Origin of the sequence: Streptomyces huiliensis (assembly GCF_020037025.1) — a bacterium.
Taxonomy (GTDB): Bacteria; Actinomycetota; Actinomycetes; order Streptomycetales; family Streptomycetaceae; genus Streptomyces; species Streptomyces huiliensis.
In genome coordinates this window covers 87921-106225 of sequence record NZ_JAIQLH010000021.1, presented here as the reverse complement: position 1 = coordinate 106225, position 18305 = coordinate 87921, and the positions used below count along the sequence as shown (strand labels likewise).

General features: G+C 73.1%; 18 protein-coding genes. 10 read left to right on the top strand and 8 right to left on the bottom strand.

Going from position 1 to position 18305, the window contains the following annotated elements:
• On the bottom strand, positions 1-847 hold an 847-nt coding region (locus JNW98_RS05455; RefSeq protein WP_223766912.1), incomplete at its 3' end, for a nicotinate-nucleotide--dimethylbenzimidazole phosphoribosyltransferase.
• Between the two features lie 150 nt (positions 848-997).
• Complete coding sequence (locus JNW98_RS05450) at positions 998-2194, bottom strand: bifunctional adenosylcobinamide kinase/adenosylcobinamide-phosphate guanylyltransferase (RefSeq protein WP_223766911.1); 1197 nt, start codon at positions 2192-2194, stop codon at positions 998-1000.
• 127 nt (positions 2195-2321) lie between these two features.
• On the opposite strand from JNW98_RS05450, the gene JNW98_RS05445 reads away from it, so the two are divergent.
• On the top strand, positions 2322-2537 hold the full coding sequence (locus tag JNW98_RS05445; protein ID WP_223766910.1) for a hypothetical protein: 216 nt from the start codon (positions 2322-2324) through the stop codon (positions 2535-2537).
• Positions 2538-2679: 142 nt separating this feature from the next.
• Here the strand turns inward: JNW98_RS05445 and JNW98_RS05440 are convergent, their stop codons facing one another.
• Both JNW98_RS05440 and JNW98_RS05435 read right to left on the bottom strand, forming a co-directional pair.
• Entirely contained in the window at positions 2680-3414 is a 735-nt protein-coding gene (locus JNW98_RS05440) for a class I SAM-dependent methyltransferase (protein WP_223766920.1), read from the bottom strand.
• Between the two features lie 359 nt (positions 3415-3773).
• A complete protein-coding gene (locus JNW98_RS05435) occupies positions 3774-4379 on the bottom strand; it encodes a DUF3043 domain-containing protein (protein WP_223766909.1) in 606 nt (201 codons plus the stop codon).
• 293 nt (positions 4380-4672) lie between these two features.
• On the opposite strand from JNW98_RS05435, the gene JNW98_RS05430 reads away from it, so the two are divergent.
• The 4 genes from JNW98_RS05430 to JNW98_RS05415 all read left to right on the top strand — a co-directional run bounded on the left by JNW98_RS05430 (position 4673) and on the right by JNW98_RS05415 (position 8033).
• Complete coding sequence (locus JNW98_RS05430) at positions 4673-5458, top strand: PspA/IM30 family protein (protein ID WP_223766908.1); 786 nt, start codon at positions 4673-4675, stop codon at positions 5456-5458.
• A gap of 30 nt (positions 5459-5488) precedes the next feature.
• The gene (gene pspAA / locus JNW98_RS05425; protein WP_223766907.1) at positions 5489-5767 is read left to right on the top strand and encodes a PspA-associated protein PspAA; all 279 of its coding nucleotides are present in this window, start codon (positions 5489-5491) and stop codon (positions 5765-5767) included.
• A gap of 301 nt (positions 5768-6068) precedes the next feature.
• Positions 6069-7328, top strand: a complete 1260-nt coding sequence (locus JNW98_RS05420; RefSeq protein WP_223766906.1) for a sensor histidine kinase — start codon at positions 6069-6071, stop codon at positions 7326-7328.
• A gap of 9 nt (positions 7329-7337) precedes the next feature.
• Positions 7338-8033, top strand: coding sequence for a response regulator (locus JNW98_RS05415; protein WP_223766905.1), 696 nt, complete (start codon positions 7338-7340; stop codon positions 8031-8033).
• Between the two features lie 218 nt (positions 8034-8251).
• Here the strand turns inward: JNW98_RS05415 and nadA are convergent, their stop codons facing one another.
• Positions 8252-9448 carry a quinolinate synthase NadA gene (nadA, locus tag JNW98_RS05410; RefSeq protein WP_372459166.1) on the bottom strand — a complete coding sequence of 399 codons (1197 nt, stop codon included), beginning with the start codon at positions 9446-9448 and terminating at the stop codon, positions 8252-8254.
• A 243-nt stretch (positions 9449-9691) separates the two neighbouring features.
• Here nadA and erpA point away from each other — a divergent pair, with 243 nt between their 5' ends.
• Positions 9692-10048, top strand: a complete 357-nt coding sequence (erpA, locus tag JNW98_RS05405; RefSeq protein ID WP_071963520.1) for an iron-sulfur cluster insertion protein ErpA — start codon at positions 9692-9694, stop codon at positions 10046-10048.
• A 102-nt stretch (positions 10049-10150) separates the two neighbouring features.
• Here the strand turns inward: erpA and JNW98_RS05400 are convergent, their stop codons facing one another.
• Together JNW98_RS05400 and JNW98_RS05395 are read right to left on the bottom strand one after the other, a co-directional pair.
• Positions 10151-11677 carry a hypothetical protein gene (locus JNW98_RS05400; protein ID WP_223766903.1) on the bottom strand — a complete coding sequence of 509 codons (1527 nt, stop codon included), beginning with the start codon at positions 11675-11677 and terminating at the stop codon, positions 10151-10153.
• Between the two features lie 156 nt (positions 11678-11833).
• Positions 11834-12058, bottom strand: a complete 225-nt coding sequence (locus JNW98_RS05395; protein WP_223766902.1) for a hypothetical protein — start codon at positions 12056-12058, stop codon at positions 11834-11836.
• Between the two features lie 204 nt (positions 12059-12262).
• Between JNW98_RS05395 and JNW98_RS05390 the strand changes: the two genes are divergently transcribed.
• Complete coding sequence (locus tag JNW98_RS05390; protein ID WP_223766901.1) at positions 12263-13240, top strand: carbohydrate kinase family protein; 978 nt, start codon at positions 12263-12265, stop codon at positions 13238-13240.
• A 218-nt stretch (positions 13241-13458) separates the two neighbouring features.
• Here the strand turns inward: JNW98_RS05390 and JNW98_RS05385 are convergent, their stop codons facing one another.
• On the bottom strand, positions 13459-14841 hold the full coding sequence (locus JNW98_RS05385) for a cysteine desulfurase/sulfurtransferase TusA family protein (RefSeq protein ID WP_223766900.1): 1383 nt from the start codon (positions 14839-14841) through the stop codon (positions 13459-13461).
• Positions 14842-15104: 263 nt separating this feature from the next.
• On the opposite strand from JNW98_RS05385, the gene ctaC reads away from it, so the two are divergent.
• The 3 genes from ctaC to JNW98_RS05370 are packed head-to-tail and all read left to right on the top strand — an operon-like array spanning position 15105 to position 18183.
• Positions 15105-16070, top strand: coding sequence for an aa3-type cytochrome oxidase subunit II (ctaC, locus tag JNW98_RS05380; protein WP_223766899.1), 966 nt, complete (start codon positions 15105-15107; stop codon positions 16068-16070).
• A complete protein-coding gene (gene ctaD / locus JNW98_RS05375) occupies positions 16067-17788 on the top strand; it encodes an aa3-type cytochrome oxidase subunit I (RefSeq protein ID WP_223766898.1) in 1722 nt (573 codons plus the stop codon). The genes ctaC and ctaD overlap by 4 nt, the downstream gene beginning before the upstream one ends.
• Positions 17785-18183, top strand: coding sequence for a cytochrome c oxidase subunit 4 (locus JNW98_RS05370; RefSeq protein WP_223766897.1), 399 nt, complete (start codon positions 17785-17787; stop codon positions 18181-18183). Before ctaD ends, JNW98_RS05370 begins: the two co-directional genes overlap by 4 nt.
• Positions 18184-18305: the final 122 nt, after the last annotated feature.

Here is an 18305-nt window from a genome sequence, read left to right as displayed (position 1 = left end):
CACGCTGCGCGACGAGGGCGCACGCCGCCGACACCACGCCGTCCAGGATCACCGGCGTCCGCCGGACCGCGCTCTGCAGCAGGAACCCGGTGGTCGCGGTCAGGTCCGCGCCACCGGTCGTCGCCAGCAGCCGCAGCTGGTCGCCGAGGACCGGCCGGGCCCGGCGCAGCGCGTCCCGGATCGCCGCGCACTTGCGCATCCACGCCAGGTCGTCGATGCCCGCGCCGCCGCGGCCGGTCACCACCGACGCGTCCGTCCCGCACAGCGCGCCGATCAGCGCGCCCGCGGCGGTCGTGCCGCCCACGCTCAGGTCGCCGAGGACGACGAGGTCCGTGCCGGAGTCGGCCTCCTCGTCGGCGATCGCCATCCCGGCGCGGAACGCCCGCTCCGCCTCCTCCATGGTCAGCGCGTCCTCGACGTCGATCCGGCCCGAGCCGCGACGCACCCGGTGCCGGGTGACGTCCGCCGGCAGCAGTTCCGGATCGCAGTCCAGCGCCATGTCGACGATCCGCAGCTCCACGCCGGAGGTGCGGGCCAGCACCGCCGGGGCGCTCTCGCCCTCCAGCGCGGCGCGCACCAGCTCGTACGCGCCCTCCGCGGGCCCGGCGGAGACGCCCAGCGAGGCGACGCCGTGGTCCCCCGCGAACAGGATCGCCTTCGGCCGCTCCACCGGCTTGACCGGCACCCCGCCCTGCGCGGCGGCGAGCCACTCGCCGAGCTCGTCCAGGCGGCCGAAGGAGCCCGGGCGGTGGGCGAGGCGTTCGCGCCGCTCTTCCGCTTCGCGGCGGGTGTCGGGGTCGGGGCGCTCGATCAGCGTGGCGAACTCGTCAAGATTCAGACCGCTCATCCGCGACACACTACCGCTGCGCTGGGCTGGGGTCGGGGGGTGCGGTGCCCCGGTCCCGCCCTTTCGCCGTTTCCTGGGGCTGCGCCCCAGACCCCGCTTGTCGCGGGCTTCGCCGCTCGTCCTCACACGCCGGACGGGCTCGAACCCTCCCTACCGCAGCCGCACCGCCGCCCCCGCCACCACCAGCAGCACGTGCTCACACTCCGCCGCCCACGCCGCGTTCAACCTCCCCAACTCGTCCCGGAACCGCCGCCCGGAAGCGGTCGCCGGAACGACCCCGGACCCGACCTCGTTGCTGACGGCGACGACGGTCCGCCGCGTCTCCCGGACGGCGCGGACGAGGGAGGCGACCCGCTGGGCCAGTTCGGAGGCGGCGCCGTTCGCCCACGCCGCGTCGTCCCAGGCGGAGACGGAGTCCATGGCGTGGGTGAGCCAGAGGGAGAGGCAGTCGATGAGCAGGGGCGGGCCGTCGGCGGCGAGGAGGGGGACGAGGTCGCAGGTCTCGGCCGTGCGCCAGGAGGAGGGGCGGCGCTCGCGGTGCAGGGCGACGCGGGCCGCCCAGTCGGAGTCGCCGTCGCGGGTGCCGCCGGTGGCGACGTAGAGGACGTCGGGGAACGACTCCAGCCGCCGCTCCGCCTCCACGGACTTGCCGGAGCGCGCCCCGCCGAGGACGAGCGTACGCCGCGGCACGTCCGGGACGGCGTGGTAGTCGCCGACGGTCAGTGTGCTGCCGTCGGGGACGGTCCGCGCGCCGGCCGCGGCGAGCCGGCGGTGCAGCTCGCGCCCCGGGGGGACCTCGTGGCCGAGGTGGACGGCGATGACGTCCGTGGTCGCGGTGACGGCGCCCGTCTCGCGCAGCCGGGCCAGCGCGTCCGGCCGGTCCACGACGTCGAGCAGCACGATGTCGTACGGGCCGGCCGCGGTGGAGAGCCCGGCCGGGGCGCCGCCGGGCGGCAGGTAGAGCAGCCGGTCGCCGTCCGGGCCCGTCACCTCGTACCCCGTGCCCGGCGCGTCCAGGGCCACGGCCCGCACCCGGTGCCCGCTGATCACCGACAGGTCGCGGCCGTCCGGGACCCGGACCGGCGCCGGCAGGCCGGGCGGTAGCTCGACGGCCGGGCCGTCGTGCGGGTGGGAGAGCAGCACCTGCCGCACCCCGGCGACGGACCGGCCCGCCCGCGCGGCCGCGAACGCGGGCCCGGGCGTCAGGTCGAGCAGCAGCTCGCCGTCGACGAGCAGGGCGGTCGCCGCACGGGCGTCCTCGCCGACGGCGGTGGCGCAGGCGGCGCAGGGGCAGCCGGGGCGCGGCAGCCCCTCGGGGGCCCCGGTGCCGAGCAGAGTCAGTTCCACGCCCCGATCGTCTCGCGTCCGCGCACGGCGGGCGCGCCGGGATCACCCTTTCTCGCCCCGGGACCGCGCCCCCGGCCGGGGGTTAGGCTGCGGTTCGGCAGCGAACCACGAGCCTTTGGAGGCTGGCATGGCGTGGGTGTGGCGGTTCGAGAAGGCGGACGGGACGGAGACGGCTCCGTCGGTCGAGCCGGAGGAGTTCTCGACGCAGGGGGACGCGGAGTCCTGGCTCGGCGAGGAGTGGCGGGCGCTGCTGGACGGCGGTGTGGAGCAGGTGCGCCTCTTCGAGGACGGCCAGGAGATCTACCAGTCCCCGATGAGCCTGCGGGCGGCGGCGGAGAGCTGAGAGCTGAATCCTGTCAGGGGCACCTTGTGTAAGGGGCTCCCTGACAGGGTGGGGATGGCCCTTAGGGGACGGGGGAGGAGGTTGGCCCCGACCCTTAGGGGTCCCTAGCTAGGGGTCCCTAGGGGCTGGGGGCCCCGAAGCGCTATCCGCCCCGCACCCCGCACAGGTGCAGCAGCGCCGCCACCGCGCGGTACGGATCCGTCCGCCCGGCCCGGTCCTCCGCCGCCAGCAGGCGGTCGAGGTCGGCCCGGCGGGGGCACGCCGGCGGGTCGGTGAAGACGCGGACGCCGTACCAGGCGCGCAGCGGGGCGCCGATGCCCGCCAGGGTGGCGGCCAGCGCCTCGCGCCGGTCGGCGCGGACGGGGGCGCCTGTGCAGTCGGTGCCGTAGGGGGAGTCGAAGGCGGCGAGCGCGCGGTCCCAGTCGCCGGCCAGCCCGGGCCGCAGGGCCAGCGCGTCGGCGTTGCGGACGAGCAGCGAGAGCAGCCCGCCGGGGGCCAGCACGCGGGCGAGCCCGGCCAGCAGGGGATCCGGCTCCGGCACGTACATCAGCACGCCGTGGCAGAGGACGAGGTCGAAGGCGCCCGGCGTGAAGTGCGCCCCGGTGTCCCGGCCGTCGCCCTCCAGCAGCCGTACGCGCTCGCGGACCTCCGCGGGCCCGGCGGCGAGCACCTTGCGGACGGCGGCCACCGTCGCCGGGTCCGACTCCAGCGCCGTCACCTCGTGCCCGGCGCGGGCCAGCCGCAGCGCCTGGGTGCCGTGGGCGAGGCCCACGTCCAGGATCCGCAGCCGCCGGTCGGCGGGGAAGCGGGCCGCGATCTGCTCGTCGATCTGGCGGGCGACCAGTTCGTGCCGGACCGTGTTCCGCAGGCCCTCCAGCAGGCCCTCGTCGGCGAACTCGGCGTGCCCGGCGGCCCCGGTGGACTCGACGGCCCCGGCGGCCCCGGCGGCTCCGGTGAAGCCGCCGCCGTAAGTGGAGAACGTCCCCGGTCCGGAGAACTCGGAGAGTCCGGAGTGTCCAGCGAGTCCAGAGAGTCCGGAGTATCCGGGGACGGGCCCGGAGGTCGCTTCAGGGCCGGTCCAAGAGGCCGTCCCCGCGTGCACCGTGCCCTGCGGCGGAACGGGGGCCGGCCAGAACACCGCCCCGGGGACCGGGCCGGACACCGGCTCCCGTACCGCCCCGGGCCCGTCCGGCAGCGTGCCGGCCGGGCCCCACGAGGAGCCGTTCGGGGAGCCGCTCAGGGCTTCTCCCCGCGCGCGACCTTCGGCTTGGGCAGCCGCAGCCGCCGCATCTGCAGGGAGCGCATCAGCGCGTAGGGGACGGCGCCCTTGGTGGGCTCGCCGGCGAAGCGCTCCTTCAGCCCCTTGCGCAGGCCGACCGCGAGGACCACCGAGTTCACGACGATCACCAGGATGACGACCATCCACGCCAGCAGCACGTACTGCTGGAACGCTCCGCGGTTGAACATGCTCAGCACGAGGATGACCACCGCGAGCGGCAGGAAGAACTCCATGACCGTGAACCGGGAGTCCACGAAGTCCCGCGCGAAGCGGCGGACGGGCCCCTTGTCACGGGCGGGCAGGAACCGCTCGTCGCCGTTGGCCAGCGCCTCGCGCTGCTTGGCCATGTCGGCACGGCGGGCCTCACGCTGCCGCTTGGCGGCCTCCTTGCGGTTGGCCGGCGTACTGGCCAGGCTGCGGCGCTGGGCCGACGCCTCGCTGCGCTTGGGCGTGGGGCGGCCCTTGGGGGCCTCCGGATGACGGGGCTGCTGGGGCTGGTCCGCGGTCACCTTGACGTCGGCGGCCTTGGCGGACTGCTCTTCCTTCGAACGGCTTCGGAACACGGGACCCAAGGGTACGGGGTCCCGGGGGTGGACCCCAGCGTTCTGGGGAATGATCCCAGGATGGCCTCCGCGGGGCGCCCCGCCCCGCGGGCCGCACCCGGGGCCACCCGGGCCCACCCGGAGTCCGGTCTCCTCCTCCCGCCGGAGGACCGCGCGTCCTCGATCGTCCTGCAGGAGGAGCGCATCCGGGTCCGGACAGTGCGGTAATGGGGACAGGCCCCGTACTGTGGGTTCTGTAGGTGTGATGGAGCCGAAGCCCGAGCTAGTCGGTCAGAAGGGGGCGCGCGAGGCCCATGAGCGGTGTCATGAAGCGTATGGGGATGATTTTCCGCGCGAAGGCCAACAAGGCCCTGGACCGGGCCGAGGATCCGCGCGAGACCCTCGACTACTCGTACCAGAAGCAGGTCGAACTGCTCCAGAAGGTACGCCGGGGCGTGGCCGACGTGGCCACCTCCCGCAAGCGCCTGGAGCTCCAGCTCACCCAGCTCCAGGGGCAGTCCTCGAAGCTGGAGGAGCAGGGCCGCAAGGCGCTGGCCCTCGGCCGCGAGGACCTGGCGCGCGAGGCGCTCACCCGCCGCGCCGCCCTCCAGCAGCAGGTCAGCGACCTGGAGACGCAGCACCAGACGCTCCAGGGCGAGGAGGAGAAGCTCACGCTCGCCTCCCAGCGGCTCCAGGCCAAGGTCGACGCCTTCCGCACCCGGAAGGAGACCATCAAGGCCACCTACACCGCCGCCCAGGCCCAGACCCGCATCGGCGAGGCCTTCTCCGGCATCTCGGAGGAGATGGGCGACGTCGGCATGGCCATCCAGCGTGCCGAGGACAAGACCGCCCAGCTCCAGGCCCGGGCCGGCGCCATCGACGAGCTCCTCGCCTCCGGCGCCCTCGACGACCCCACCGGCATGGCCAAGGACGACATCACGGCCGAACTGGACCGCCTGTCCAGCGGCTCCGACGTCGAGCTGGAGCTCCAGCGGATGAAGGCCGAGCTCTCCGGCGGCACCGCCAAGCCGGCCATCGAGGGCGGCGCCGCGTCGCAGTCCGCCCAGCCGCAGGATCGGCCCGACTTCCACAAGCGCTGACGCGCGGGCCGCGGAACGAGAGGAGGCGCCGTGATCGTTCGCATCATGGGGGAGGGCCAGTGGAAGCTGGCCGACAGCCACTTCACCGAGCTCAACGCGCTGGACGACGAGCTTCTCGAGGAGATGGAGGGCGGGGACGAGGAGGGGTTCCGGCGGACGCTCGGGGCTCTGCTCGAAGCGGTCCGCCGTATCGGCGATCCGTTGCCCGACGACGCTCTCGAACCTTCCGAGCTGATTCTGCCCGCGCCCGACGCGTCGCTCGCGGAGGTCCGCGAGATGCTCAGCGATGACGGGCTGATCCCTGGGTGACCCCTGCGGGGGGCTGTGCCCCGGTCCCTCCCCCAGAGGGGGGACCCCCATTTCACCGTTTCTTGCGGGGGCGAGCCCCCGCACCCCCGAAGCGCCCTGCGGGCTCCCCCAGAGGGGGCACCCCCAGTCCTCAAACGCCGGACGGGCTGAATCAGCCCGTCCGGCGTTTGAGGACGAGCGGCGGAGCCGCGATCAGGGGGTCTGGGGCGCAGCCCCAGGAATCGGCGAAGGGGCGGGCCAGGGGCACAGCCCGCCGCAGGCGCCGCCGCACATTCTCCGTCCCGCACGCGAAGGGGCCGCGATGACCACCCCCACCGTCTGGGGCCAACTCCGCGCCCACCCGACGGCCGCCGACGCCGCCGTCGCCGCCACCGTCCTCGCCCTCATGATCGGCAGCGTCTTCGTCGGCCACCGGGTGGCGACCCACCCCCTCGCCCCCGTCTTCGTGACGTGCGCCGTCCTCGCAGCTGCGGCCCTCACCGTCCGGCGCCGGGCGCCGCGCGCGGTGCTGGCGGTGACGTCCGTCCTCACGGTGGTGGGCGCGGCGGACGCCGGGGACGGGATCCCGCGGATCCAGGTCGCGCTGTCGGCCGTCGTGGCGCTCTACACCGTCGTCTCCCGCACCGAACGCGCCGCGGCCCTCCGCATCGCCGCGGTGACGATCGCCGCCCTCACCGGCGCGGTGATGCTGGTGGGCCCGCCGCCCTGGTACGCGCAGGAGAACGTGGGGATGCTCGCCTGGGCCGGCATGGCCGCCGCCGCGGGCGACGCAGTCCGCAGCCGGCGGGCGTACGTCGCCGCGATCGAGGAACGGGCGCTGCGCGCCGAGCTGTCCCGCGAGGAGGAGGCCCGCCGCCGGGTCGCCGAGGAGCGGCTGCGGATCGCCCGCGAGCTGCACGACGTCGTCGCCCACCACATCGCGCTGGTCAACGTCCAGGCCGGGGTGGCCTCGCACGTCATGGACAGCCGCCCCGACCAGGCGAAGCAGGCCCTCGCCCACGTCCGGGAGGCCAGCCGGTCCGCGCTCGACGAACTCCGCTCCACCGTCGGCCTGTTGCGCCAGTACGGCGACTCCGAGGCCCCCACCGAGCCGGCGCCCGGCCTGGGCGCCTTCGACCAGCTCGTGGACGGCTTCACCCGGGCCGGCCTGCGCGTGGCCGTCACCGTGACCGGCGCGCCCACCGACGGGCCCGGGCCCGAGCCCGGTGACGAGGACCCCGCCACGTCCGTCGCCGGTGCGCTGCCGGCCGCCGTCGACCTCACCGCGTACCGGGTCCTCCAGGAGGCGCTGACCAACGTGCACAAGCACGCCGGGCCCGGGGCCCGGGCCGAGGTGGTCATCCTCCGTGCCCCCGGGAGCCTGGTGCTCACCGTCCTGGACGACGGCCCGGAAGACGGTGGCCGGGAAGCCGACGGACCGGGGCCCGGCGGGCACGGGCTGGTCGGCATGCGGGAGCGGGTGACGGCCCTAGGCGGCACGATCGAGACCGGGCCGCGGCAGGGCGTCGCCGGGTTCCGGGTCCGCGTCCGGCTGCCCGTCCCCACCGGCGTCCGCGCCTAGGCTGACCCCATGACGGACGAGTCCCCCATCAGCGTTCTCCTCGCCGACGACCAGGCCCTGCTGCGCAGCGCCTTCCGCGTCCTCGTCGACTCCGAAGCCGGCATGCGGGTGGTCGGCGAGGCCGCGGACGGCGCCGAGGCGGTGCGGCTGGCCCGCGAGGTGCGGCCCGACGTGGTGCTCATGGACATCCGGATGCCCGGCATGGACGGCCTCGCCGCGACCCGGGAGATCTGCTCCGATCCGGCGCTCGACGGGGTGCGGGTCGTGATGCTCACGACCTTCGAGGTCGACGAGTACGTGGTGCAGTCCCTGCACGCCGGCGCTTCCGGCTTCCTCGGCAAGGGCGCCGAGCCCGACGAGCTCCTCGCCGCCATCCGCATCGCCGCGGCCGGCGAGGCGCTGTTGTCGCCCGCGGCGACGAAGGGGCTGATCGCCACGTTCCTCGCCCAGGGCGGGCCCCACCCCGGGGGCCCCGCGCGGCCCGGGGCGGAGGCGCTCGACGCGCTGACCGGGCGGGAGCGGGAGGTTCTGGTGCAGGTGGCGGGTGGGTTGTCGAATGACGAGATAGGGGAGCGGCTGGCTGTCAGTCCGCTGACGGTGAAGACGCACGTCAATCGGGCGATGGCGAAGCTTGGTGCGCGGGATCGCGCGCAGTTGGTCGTGATCGCTTACGAGACCGGGCTGGTGCGGCCTCGGGCGGAGTGATCCCCAGCCCCTCCCCCAGAGGGGGCACCCCCACTTCGCCGTTTCCTGGGGCTGCGCCCCCGACCCCCTTGTCCTCAAACGCCGGACGGGCTGACTATTCAGCCCGTCCGGCGTTTGAGGACAACCGCGCGGAGCGCGGTTTGGGGGGTGCGGGGGCGCAGCCCCCGCAAGAAACGGGAAGGGGCGGGACCGGGGCAACACCCCCAGAAAACCGCTGCCTACGGCAGCGCGAGCATCCGCTCCAAGGCGAGCTTCGAGAAAGCCGCCACCTCCGGGTCCACCTCGATCCGGTTGACGACCTTCCCCTCGGCGAGCGACTCCAGCGCCCACACCAGGTGCGGCAGGTCGATCCGGTTCATGGTCGAGCAGAAGCACACCGTCCGGTCCAGGAAGACGATCTCCTTGCCCTCCGCGGCGAAACGGTTCGCCAGCCGCCGGACCAGGTTGAGCTCGGTGCCGATGGCCCACTTCGACCCGGCCGGGGCGGCCTCCAGGGTCTTGATGATGTACTCGGTGGAGCCCACGTAGTCCGCGGCGGCCACGACCTCGTGCTTGCACTCGGGGTGCACCAGCACGTTGACGCCGGGTATGCGCTCGCGCACCTCGCGGACGGAGTCGAGGGAGAAGCGGCCGTGGACGGAGCAGTGGCCGCGCCACAGGATCATCTTCGCGCCGCGCAGCTCCTCGGCGGTGAGGCCGCCGTTCGGCTTGTGCGGGTTGTAGAGGACGCAGTCGTCGAGGGACATGCCCAGGTCGCGGACGGCGGTGTTGCGGCCCAGGTGCTGGTCCGGGAGGAAGAGGACCTTCTCGCCCTGCTCGAACGCCCAGTTCAGCGCCCGCTCCGCGTTGGAGGAGGTGCAGATGGTGCCGCCGTGCTTGCCGGTGAACGCCTTGATGTCGGCGGAGGAGTTCATGTACGAGACGGGGACGGTGGTCTCGGCCACGCCCGCCTCGGTGAGCACGTCCCAGCACTCGGCGACCTGCTCGGCGGTGGCCATGTCGGCCATCGAGCAGCCGGCGGCCAGGTCCGGCAGGACGACCTGCTGGGCGTCGGTGGTGAGGATGTCGGCCGACTCGGCCATGAAGTGCACGCCGCAGAAGACGATGTACTCCGCGTCCGGCCGGGCCGCCGCGTCCCGGGCGAGCTTGAAGGAGTCGCCGGTGACGTCCGCGAACTCGATCACCTCGTCGCGCTGGTAGTGGTGGCCGAGGACGAACACCCGGTCACCCAGCTTCGCCTTCGCGGCGCGTGCCCGCTCCACCAGGTCCGGGTCGGAGGGCGCGGGCAGGTCGCCGGGGCACTCCACGCCGCGCTCGCTGCGCGGGTCGGACTCGCGGCCGAGCAGCAGCAGGGCGAGGGGCGACGGGGCGGGGTCCTGGAAATCCAGGGACTGGGCGGTGGTCACGACACGCACCCTTTCTGTTCTGCGGACGACCGGACTGAGCTGCACCGGCCTTGTCGTCAATTTGACGCTATCTATCATAACCGCTTCGTGTCACTTTGACGATGCCCATTGCGTCGATGTGACGCATTCCCGGGCGCGCAAGGGATGTGCGAGCATGAAAGCCAGGAACACACGGCCGGACCCGGAATGAATCCCGGGCTCCGTCGGTTCAGCCGAGGGCAAGAGTCCGCACGAAACCCGGGAGTGAAGCAGATGTCCGTTCAGGACGAGAAGACCACTGTGAGCGACGGCATCCTCCTGTCCGACGCCGCGGCAGCGAAGGTCAAGAGCCTGCTGGAGCAGGAGGGCCGGGAGGACCTCGCGCTGCGCGTCGCCGTCCAGCCCGGCGGCTGCTCCGGCCTGCGCTACCAGCTGTTCTTCGACGAGCGCTCGCTCGACGGCGACGTCGTGAAGGACTTCGACGGCGTCAAGGTCGTCACCGACCGGATGAGCGCCCCGTACCTGGGCGGCGCCTCCATCGACTTCGTCGACACCATCGAGAAGCAGGGCTTCACGATCGACAACCCGAACGCCACGGGCTCCTGCGCCTGCGGCGACTCCTTCAGCTGACGGTCCCAGGCCGCGCTGACGGTCTCAGGCCGCGCACGGAAGGCGGGCGCCCCTCCCGGAGGGGTGCCCGCCTTTCCGCGTGTCCGGACGTCCGGAGAGGGATCAGCCCCGCGGCACCGGCTCGCCCGTCACCACGTCCACCACCTTCCGCCCGTCCAGCGGCCGGTCCAGCGCCACCTTCCGGTCGAACCGCCGGGCCGTCAGCACGCACGGCCGCCCGGGCTCCCGCTCCACGCCCGTGACCTTCACCGTCACCGCCGCCGCCGACTGGGCCGGTGCCGTCGCCGCGTAGTCGCTGCACACCCCGCCCCAGAAGTGCAGGGTGAGCTTCGTCCCGTCGGCGCTGTACGAGGTCACCTGGGCCGGGACCGCCCGCCCGGCGCCCTTGCCCGGAGCCGGTCGTGCGGACCGGGCCGAGGTCAGGAACTTCGGGTCCACCGCCGGCTCGACGACCGTCACCGTCGCCTTCCCGCCGCCCGGCACCGCGGCCTCGAACAGCCACGACGGCACCAGCGCGGGCCGGCCGCCCACCGACCTCGCGGCCAGCGCCAGCGTCGCCCCGCGTATCGGCACCGACGCGCGCGGCAGCGTGCCGCCCGAGCACGGCGGCGACGAAGCGGCGGCCGATCCCGGGGCGCTCCCCGCGCCCTCGCCCGCGCCCTCGTCCGCCGGCACCGGCGTCGCGCAGCCGCCGATCCGGACCCCGCCGCCCTTCCCGGCCCGCCGGTTGAGCTCCTCCAGCGCCCGCGCGGCGCTGACCAGCGGATACTCCGCGCCCTTCACCGGAGCCACCACCGCCCCCGCGCCGTCCGTCACCCGGCCGTCGGCACCGACCCGCAGGACGGTCTGCCGCCCGTACGTGGGCAGCCCGCCCAGCACCGGATCGGCCGTGACCGTCCGCACGGCGCCGAACACCCGGCTCGCGTCCACCTTCGCGTCCCGCAGCCCCAGGGCCGCCAGCACCGGCGCGGCCGCCGCCCGCGCCCGCTCCTCCGACACCGGGCGCGCCGCCGCCGGGTCGGAGCCGCCGGGCCGGTCCCGGAAGGACGGGCAGGCGGGGGCGTCGTCCGGCCGCTCCTTCTCGGGCCCCGCGCCCGGCGGGTGGACGCACGGCTTCCCGCCGGCGATCCCGTGGAGCGAGTACGTCCAGTCGCCCGGCGCCGCCGCGCTCACCTGCACCGTCGGTTCGGCCCCTTGCCCGACGGTCCACACGCCGTCCGCCCGCCGCGGCTCGCCCTTGACGCCCAGGGCCTTGGCCAGTGCTGTCACGTCGGCGGCGGTCGGGGTCCGGGCCGCCTCGTACACGGGCGCCTTGGCCGGGCCGTCGGGCAGCTTCCCCTCGGCCCGGTAGCGCGGGCCGCCGTTGGGGTCCGGCTCGCCCACCGCGACGCCCGGCGGTGGCCCGCTCGCATCCGTCCCGGTGCCGGGGCCCCCGTCCTCGTCCAGTGCCAGCGGCGGCGGGGGGACCGCCCGCTCCTCCGCGGCCGGCTCCGCCGCACCGCAGCCCGCCGTCGCCGCCCAGTACGCGCCACCGCCCCCGGCCAGCAGCACGGCCGCCGCGACCGACGCGACCACCGGCGGCGAGTACTTCCGCCGCCGCCTGCCGGAGGTGTCGCCCTCGGTGCCCACCGCATCGCTCCTTCGCTCCGCTTCCACCGGTGTCCCGGTCCCCGCCCCGGCCGGGGAGGGGCGCCGGTGGGACGGAGCACGGGAGCGGCCGGTTCCACGGCGGAGCGGCGGTGGGACGGCGCTCGGGCCCCGCTGGACCCGGGCGGCCCGGCCGGCTCAGTCGCCGTACTCGGACATACCGCGCAGCAGCCGCACCGTCCGCTCCGGCACCGAGACCCCGTGCAGCGGTCTCGCCGCGGGCGCCGCGGAGTCCTCAAGGGCCTCCGGCACCCGCCAGTGCGGCAGCATTCCGGCACAATCCCGGCGCAACCCGGCGAGGGTGTCGCCATCGGAGGCGGCCTCCGCGGGAGGGAGGGTGACGTGGTTCACAAGAGTCGCCATACGGGCACCGTACTGACCGCCACGGCCGCGGAGAAAGGCCGGTCATCAGGTAAATTCAGCCGCTCGTGGCGAGATCGGGACTGGTGTCCCGAGTGGGAGCCGGTAGCGTGGTACGGCCTTTCCAGTCCAGGACCGTTCGTCCCGCTTCCTCCCGTGTAGCGCCACCGCCCCTCACCGCCTCGCCCCGCAAGGAGCAGATTCGCCGTGCGTATCGCTGTCACCGGCTCCATCGCCACCGACCATCTGATGACGTTCCCCGGCCGATTCGCCGACCAGCTCGTGGCGGACCAGCTGCACACGGTCTCCCTGTCCTTCCTCGTCGACGACCTGGACGTGCGCCGCGGCGGCGTCGGCCCGAACATCTGCTTCGGCATGGGCGTCCTCGGCCTGCGCCCGATCCTCGTCGGCGCGGCGGGCGAGGACTTCGCCGACTACCGCGCCTGGCTGGAACGGCACGGCGTCGACACCGAGTCGGTGCACATCTCCGAGGTGCTGCACACCGCCCGTTTCGTCTGCACCACGGACACCGACCACAACCAGATCGCGTCCTTCTACACCGGTGCCATGAGCGAGGCCCGCCTCATCGAGCTCCAGCCCGTCGCCGACCGCGTCGGCGGTCTCGACCTGGTGCTCATCGGCGCCGACGACCCCGAGGCGATGCTCCGCCACACGGAGGAGTGCCGCACCCGGGGCATCCCGTTCGCCGCCGACCCCTCCCAGCAGCTCGCCCGCATGGACGGCGACGACATCCGGCAGCTCGTCGAGGGCGCCACGTACCTCTTCACCAACGAGTACGAGAAGGCGCTGATCGAGTCCAAGACGGGCTGGACCGGCGACGAGATCCTCGCCAAGGTCGGCACCCGGGTCACCACGCTCGGCTCCCGGGGCGTCCGCATCGAGCGGGTCGGGGAGCCGGCGATCGAGGTCGGGTGTGCGGAGGAGCTGGCGAAGGTCGATCCGACGGGGGTCGGGGACGCTTTCCGCGCGGGCTTCCTTGCCGGTCTGACCTGGGAGCTTTCTCTTGAGCGGGCTGCTCAGCTCGGGTGCATGCTCGCCACTCTCGTGATCGAGACGCTCGGTACTCAGGAGTACGAGCTGCGGCGTGGGCACTTCATGGAGCGGTTCGCGAAGGCTTACGGGCACGAGGCCGCGGCCGAGATCCAGGCGCGCCTGGGGGAGTGACCCCTGCGGGGGCTGTGCCCCGGTCCCGCCCCTTCGCCGATTCCTGGGGCTGCGCCCCAGACCCCGCTGATCGCGGCTCCGCCGCTCGTCCTCAAACGCCGGACGGGCTGGATAGTCAGCCCGTCCGGCGTTTGAGGACAACCGCGCGGAGCGCGGTTTCGGGGGGCTGGGGGCCTGGCCCCCAGGAAACGGCGAAGGGGCGGGACCGGGGCACCCCCCTACGAAACCCGCCGCACCGTATATCCCACCCCACCCTCCACAGCCCGCTCCCCCACATACTCCTGCCCCCGCATATCGCACCAGGCAGGAACATCCAGCCGCGCAGCCTCGTCATCAGACAGCACGGTCACCAACCCCCCGACCGGCACCCGGTCGAACACCTTCGCCAGCTCGATCACGGGGATCGGACACCGCTTCCCCAGCGCGTCCACGAGGACCTCCGCCTCCCCGCCGACGGGGGCAGGCGCCTCCGAAGGCGCCCCGAGGTGCCGGCGCACCCCGTCCACCACCCCGGGCAGCACTTCCAGGAACCGCTCGACGTCAGTCGCGAGAGCCCCCCGCGGCAGCGAAACCCGCACGTTCCCTTCCGAGAGCACCCCCATCGCCCGCAGTACATGGCTCGGTTCCAGCGTGCTGGAGGTGCAGGAGGAGCCGGAGGAGACGGAGAAGCCCTCGCGGTCGAGTGCGTGGAGGAGGGCCTCGCCGTCGACGTAGAGGCAGGAGAAGGTGACGATGTGGGGGAGGCGACGGGTCGGGTGGCCGACGACCTCGACGTCGGGGACGAGGGCGGGGACGCGGGCGCGGATCCGGTCGACGAGGGCGCGCAGCCGGGCCGCCTCCGCGTCGGCCTCCGCGTGGACCGCCCGCAGCGAGGCCGCCGCCGCGACGATCGCGGGAAGATCGGGGAAGCCGGGCGCGCGGCCCGCCTCCCGTTCGTCCACCGGGCCGCGCGGGGCGAAGCGGGTGCCCTTGCGGACGGCGAGGAGGCCGACGCCCGCCGGGCCGCCCCACTTGTGCGCGCTGGCGGTCAGCAGCGACCAGCCCTCCGGGGCCGGGCCCCAGCCGAGCGACTGGGCGGCGTCGACCAGCAGCGGCACCCCCGCCGCCCGGCAGAGGGACACGACCTCGGCCAGCGGCTGCTCCGTGCCGGTCTCGTGGTTGGCGGACTGGAGGGCGGCCAGCGCGGTGTCGGGGCGCAGCGCCGCCGCGTACTCCGCGGGGTCGACGAGACCGGTCCGGTCGACCGCCACCCGGGTGACGCTCCCGCCGTCCGCCTCCAGGGCGTCGGCCGCGTGGAGGACGGCGGAGTGCTCGACCGAGGAGACGACCAGGTGGCGTCCGGTCCTGCGGCGGCCGCCGAGCGCGCCGGCGATGCCGTCGTGCAGCGCGCGGGTACCCGAAGGGGTGAACGAGAGTTCGTCCGGTCGACAGCCGACCGCCTCGGCCGCGGTCTCGCGGGCCGCGTCGAGCAGCAGGCGGGCCCGCCGGCCCTCGCGGTGGAGCCGGGCGGGATCGGCCCAGCCCTCGTCGAGGGCGGCCAGCAGCGCCTGGCGGGCGACGGGGTGCGGGGGAGCGGCGGAGGCGGCGTCGAAGTAGGGCACGGCACCGAACCTAGCGCGCGGCCCGCCCCCGCGCGGGCCTGGGCTGACGGCCTCCCAGTTCCCGCCCGGAGCCGGTGGTTCCATCCCTTCGGTGAGTCTTCGCCCGGGCCCCCGGCGCGTTGGGCACCCTCCCCGCGCGACCCCAAATAGCGTCCAGTAGGGTTTGGTCCGCATAAACATCCAAACCCTGCCCGCAGCGGGCCGGCGACCGACCGAGACGGCCGCAGCCGGCCGCGCGGGCGAGACTCTCGGGAAGGCGCTACGTGAGTCCCAACGGCTCCGACCGCTCGTCGCGGCGCCCGGTGCGGCGGAAGCTGCTGCAGGCGCTGGCCGCGGGCGCTGTTCTGGCGACCGCCACCGGTTGCACATCGAAGGACTTTCCCCGCCTCGGAATGCCCACTCCCGTCACGGAGGAGGCGCCGCGGATCCTCTCCCTGTGGCAGGGCTCGTGGGCCGCGGCCCTCGCGGTCGGTGTCCTGGTGTGGGGCCTTATCCTCTGGAGCGTCATCTTCCACCGGCGCAGCCGGAGCAAGGTCGAGGTTCCCACCCAGACCCGGTACAACATGCCTCTTGAGGCCCTGTACACCGTGGTCCCGATCCTCATCGTCTCGGTGCTCTTCTACTTCACGGCCCGTGACGAGAACAAGCTCATCGCCACCCCGGACAAGCCGAAGCACGTCGTGAACGTGATCGGCTTCCAGTGGAACTGGGCCTTCAACTACATGGAGACGGCCGAGGGCCAGAAGCCGGGCAAGGCGCTGCGCGACATCAAGGAGCTCGACGCCATCCCCGACCGGTTCCTCAAGAAGGCCCCGGCGGACGCGGCGGGCGTCTACGACACCGGCATCCCGGGCACGCGGAACCCGCAGAACGGCATGCCCGGCCCCACGCTGTGGCTGCCCAAGGGCGAGACGGTCCAGTTCGTCCTGACCTCCCGCGACGTCAACCACTCCTTCTGGGTGCTGCCGTTCCTGATGAAGCAGGACGTCATCCCGGGCCACACCAACAGCTTCTCGGTGACCCCGAACCGGGAGGGCACCTTCCGGGGCAAGTGCGCCGAGCTCTGTGGGCAGGACCATTCGCGGATGCTCTTCAACGTCAAGGTCGTCTCTCCTGAGCGGTACCAGAAGCACCTCAAGGAGCTGGCCGCCAAGGGTCAGACCGGCTACCTGCCGGCGGGCATCGCGCAGACGGATCACGCGAAGAACGCGGAGACCAAGAACAAGTGAGCATCCTCAACGAACCCCAGGGTGCCGCCGCATCAGCCCCGGCAGCACCGCCTGTTCGCGCCAAGGCGCCAGGCAACCAGGTGATCAAGTGGCTGACCACCACCGACCACAAGACGATCGGGACCCTGTACCTGGTCACGTCGTTCGTGTTCTTCTGCATCGGCGGCGTCATGGCGCTGCTGATGCGCGCCGAACTCGCTCGCCCCGGCACGCAGATCATGTCGAACGAGCAGTTCAACCAGGCGTTCACGATGCACGGCACGATCATGCTGCTGATGTTCGCGACGCCGCTGTTCGCGGGCTTCGCGAACTGGATCATGCCGCTGCAGATCGGCGCGCCCGACGTGGCGTTCCCGCGACTGAACATGTTCGCCTACTGGCTGTACCTGTTCGGTTCGCTGATCGCGGTCGCCGGCTTCCTCACCCCGCAGGGTGCGGCCGACTTCGGCTGGTTCGCCTACGCGCCGCTGACCGACAGCGCCCACTCGCCGGGTGTCGGCGGTGACCTGTGGATCATGGGTCTGGCCTTCTCCGGCTTCGGCACGATCCTCGGCTCGGTCAACTTCATCACCACGATCATCTGCATGCGCGCGCCCGGCATGACGATGTTCCGTATGCCGATCTTCACCTGGAACGTCCTGCTGACCGGTGTCCTGGTCCTGCTGGCCTTCCCGGTGCTGGCCGCCGCGCTCTTCGCGCTGGAGGCGGACCGCAAGTTCGGGGCCCACATCTTCGACGCGGCCAACGGCGGCGCCCTGCTGTGGCAGCACCTCTTCTGGTTCTTCGGCCACCCCGAGGTGTACATCATCGCGCTGCCGTTCTTCGGCATCATCTCCGAGGTCATCCCGGTCTTCTCCCGCAAGCCGATGTTCGGTTACTGGGGCCTGATCGCGGCGACGATCTCCATCGCCGGCCTCTCGGTGACGGTGTGGGCGCACCACATGTACGTCACAGGTGGCGTACTGCTGCCGTTCTTCTCCTTCATGACCTTCCTGATCGCGGTCCCGACCGGTGTGAAGTTCTTCAACTGGATCGGCACCATGTGGAAGGGCTCGCTGTCCTTCGAGACACCGATGCTCTGGGCCGTCGGCTTCCTGATCACCTTCACCTTCGGTGGTCTGACCGGCGTCATCCTGGCCTCGCCCCCGATGGACTTCCACGTCTCCGACTCGTACTTCGTCGTCGCGCACTTCCACTACGTCATCTTCGGCACCGTGGTCTTCGCGATGTTCGCCGGATTCCACTTCTGGTGGCCGAAGTTCACGGGCAAGATGCTGGACGAGCGGCTCGGCAAGATCACCTTCTGGACGCTGTTCATCGGCTTCCACGGCACGTTCCTGGTCCAGCACTGGCTGGGCGCGGAGGGCATGCCCCGCCGGTACGCCGACTACCTGGCGGCCGACGGCTGGACCACGCTGAACACCATCTCCACCATCAGCTCGTTCCTGCTCGGCCTGTCGATCCTGCCGTTCTTCTACAACGTCTGGAAGACCGCCAAGTACGGCAAGAAGGTCGAGGTCGACGACCCGTGGGGTTACGGCCGCTCCCTGGAGTGGGCGACCTCCTGCCCGCCGCCGCGGCACAACTTCCTCACGCTGCCCCGCATCCGCTCCGAATCCCCGGCGTTCGACCTGCACCACCCGGAGATCGCGGCGCTGGAGCTGGAGGAGAACCTCGCTGACAAGGCCCTCGCGGGTGGCAAGGAGGCCGGCAAGTGAAGATCCAAGGCCGGATGTTCATCTGGCTCTCCGTCTTCATCCTGGCCATGGCCGTCGTCTACGGCGTGTGGTCGAAGGAGCCGGCGGGCACGACCGCTCTGTTCCTCGCCTTCGGCCTGTGCATCATGGTCGGCTACTACCTGGCGTTCACCGCGCGCCGGGTGGACGCCGGGGCGCAGGACAACAAGAACGCGGACGTCGCGGACGACGCCGGTGAGCTGGGCTTCTTCGCCCCGCACAGCTGGCAGCCGCTGTCCCTGGCGGTCGGTGGCGCCCTCGCCTTCGCGGCGATCGCGATCGGCTGGTGGCTGATGTACTTCTCGGCCCCGCTGATCATGGTCGGCCTCTTCGGCTGGGTGTTCGAGTTCTACCGCGGCGAGAACCAGAACCAGTAGGTTCCGCACGCCGCACGGGCCGGGCCCCGCACACCACTCGGTGCGCGGGGCCCGGCCTTTCGCGTGTCGGCGGCCCGTGTTCAAACGTGCCCACCCGTTTGCCCCTCCCCGGGGGCCGAAGA

What these genes read in the sequence shown, in the direction of transcription:
- erpA (WP_071963520.1), top strand. Translation starts at nt 9,692, where the DNA reads ATGTCCGTTCAGGACGAGAAGACCACTGTGAGCGACGGCATCCTCCTG.
- JNW98_RS05395 (WP_223766902.1), bottom strand. Translation starts at nt 12,058, where the DNA reads ATGGCGACTCTTGTGAACCACGTCACCCTCCCTCCCGCGGAGGCCGCC.
- JNW98_RS05430 (WP_223766908.1), top strand. Translation starts at nt 4,673, where the DNA reads ATGAGCGGTGTCATGAAGCGTATGGGGATGATTTTCCGCGCGAAGGCC.
- JNW98_RS05420 (WP_223766906.1), top strand. Translation starts at nt 6,069, where the DNA reads ATGACCACCCCCACCGTCTGGGGCCAACTCCGCGCCCACCCGACGGCC.
- JNW98_RS05445 (WP_223766910.1), top strand. Translation starts at nt 2,322, where the DNA reads ATGGCGTGGGTGTGGCGGTTCGAGAAGGCGGACGGGACGGAGACGGCT.
- JNW98_RS05415 (WP_223766905.1), top strand. Translation starts at nt 7,338, where the DNA reads ATGACGGACGAGTCCCCCATCAGCGTTCTCCTCGCCGACGACCAGGCC.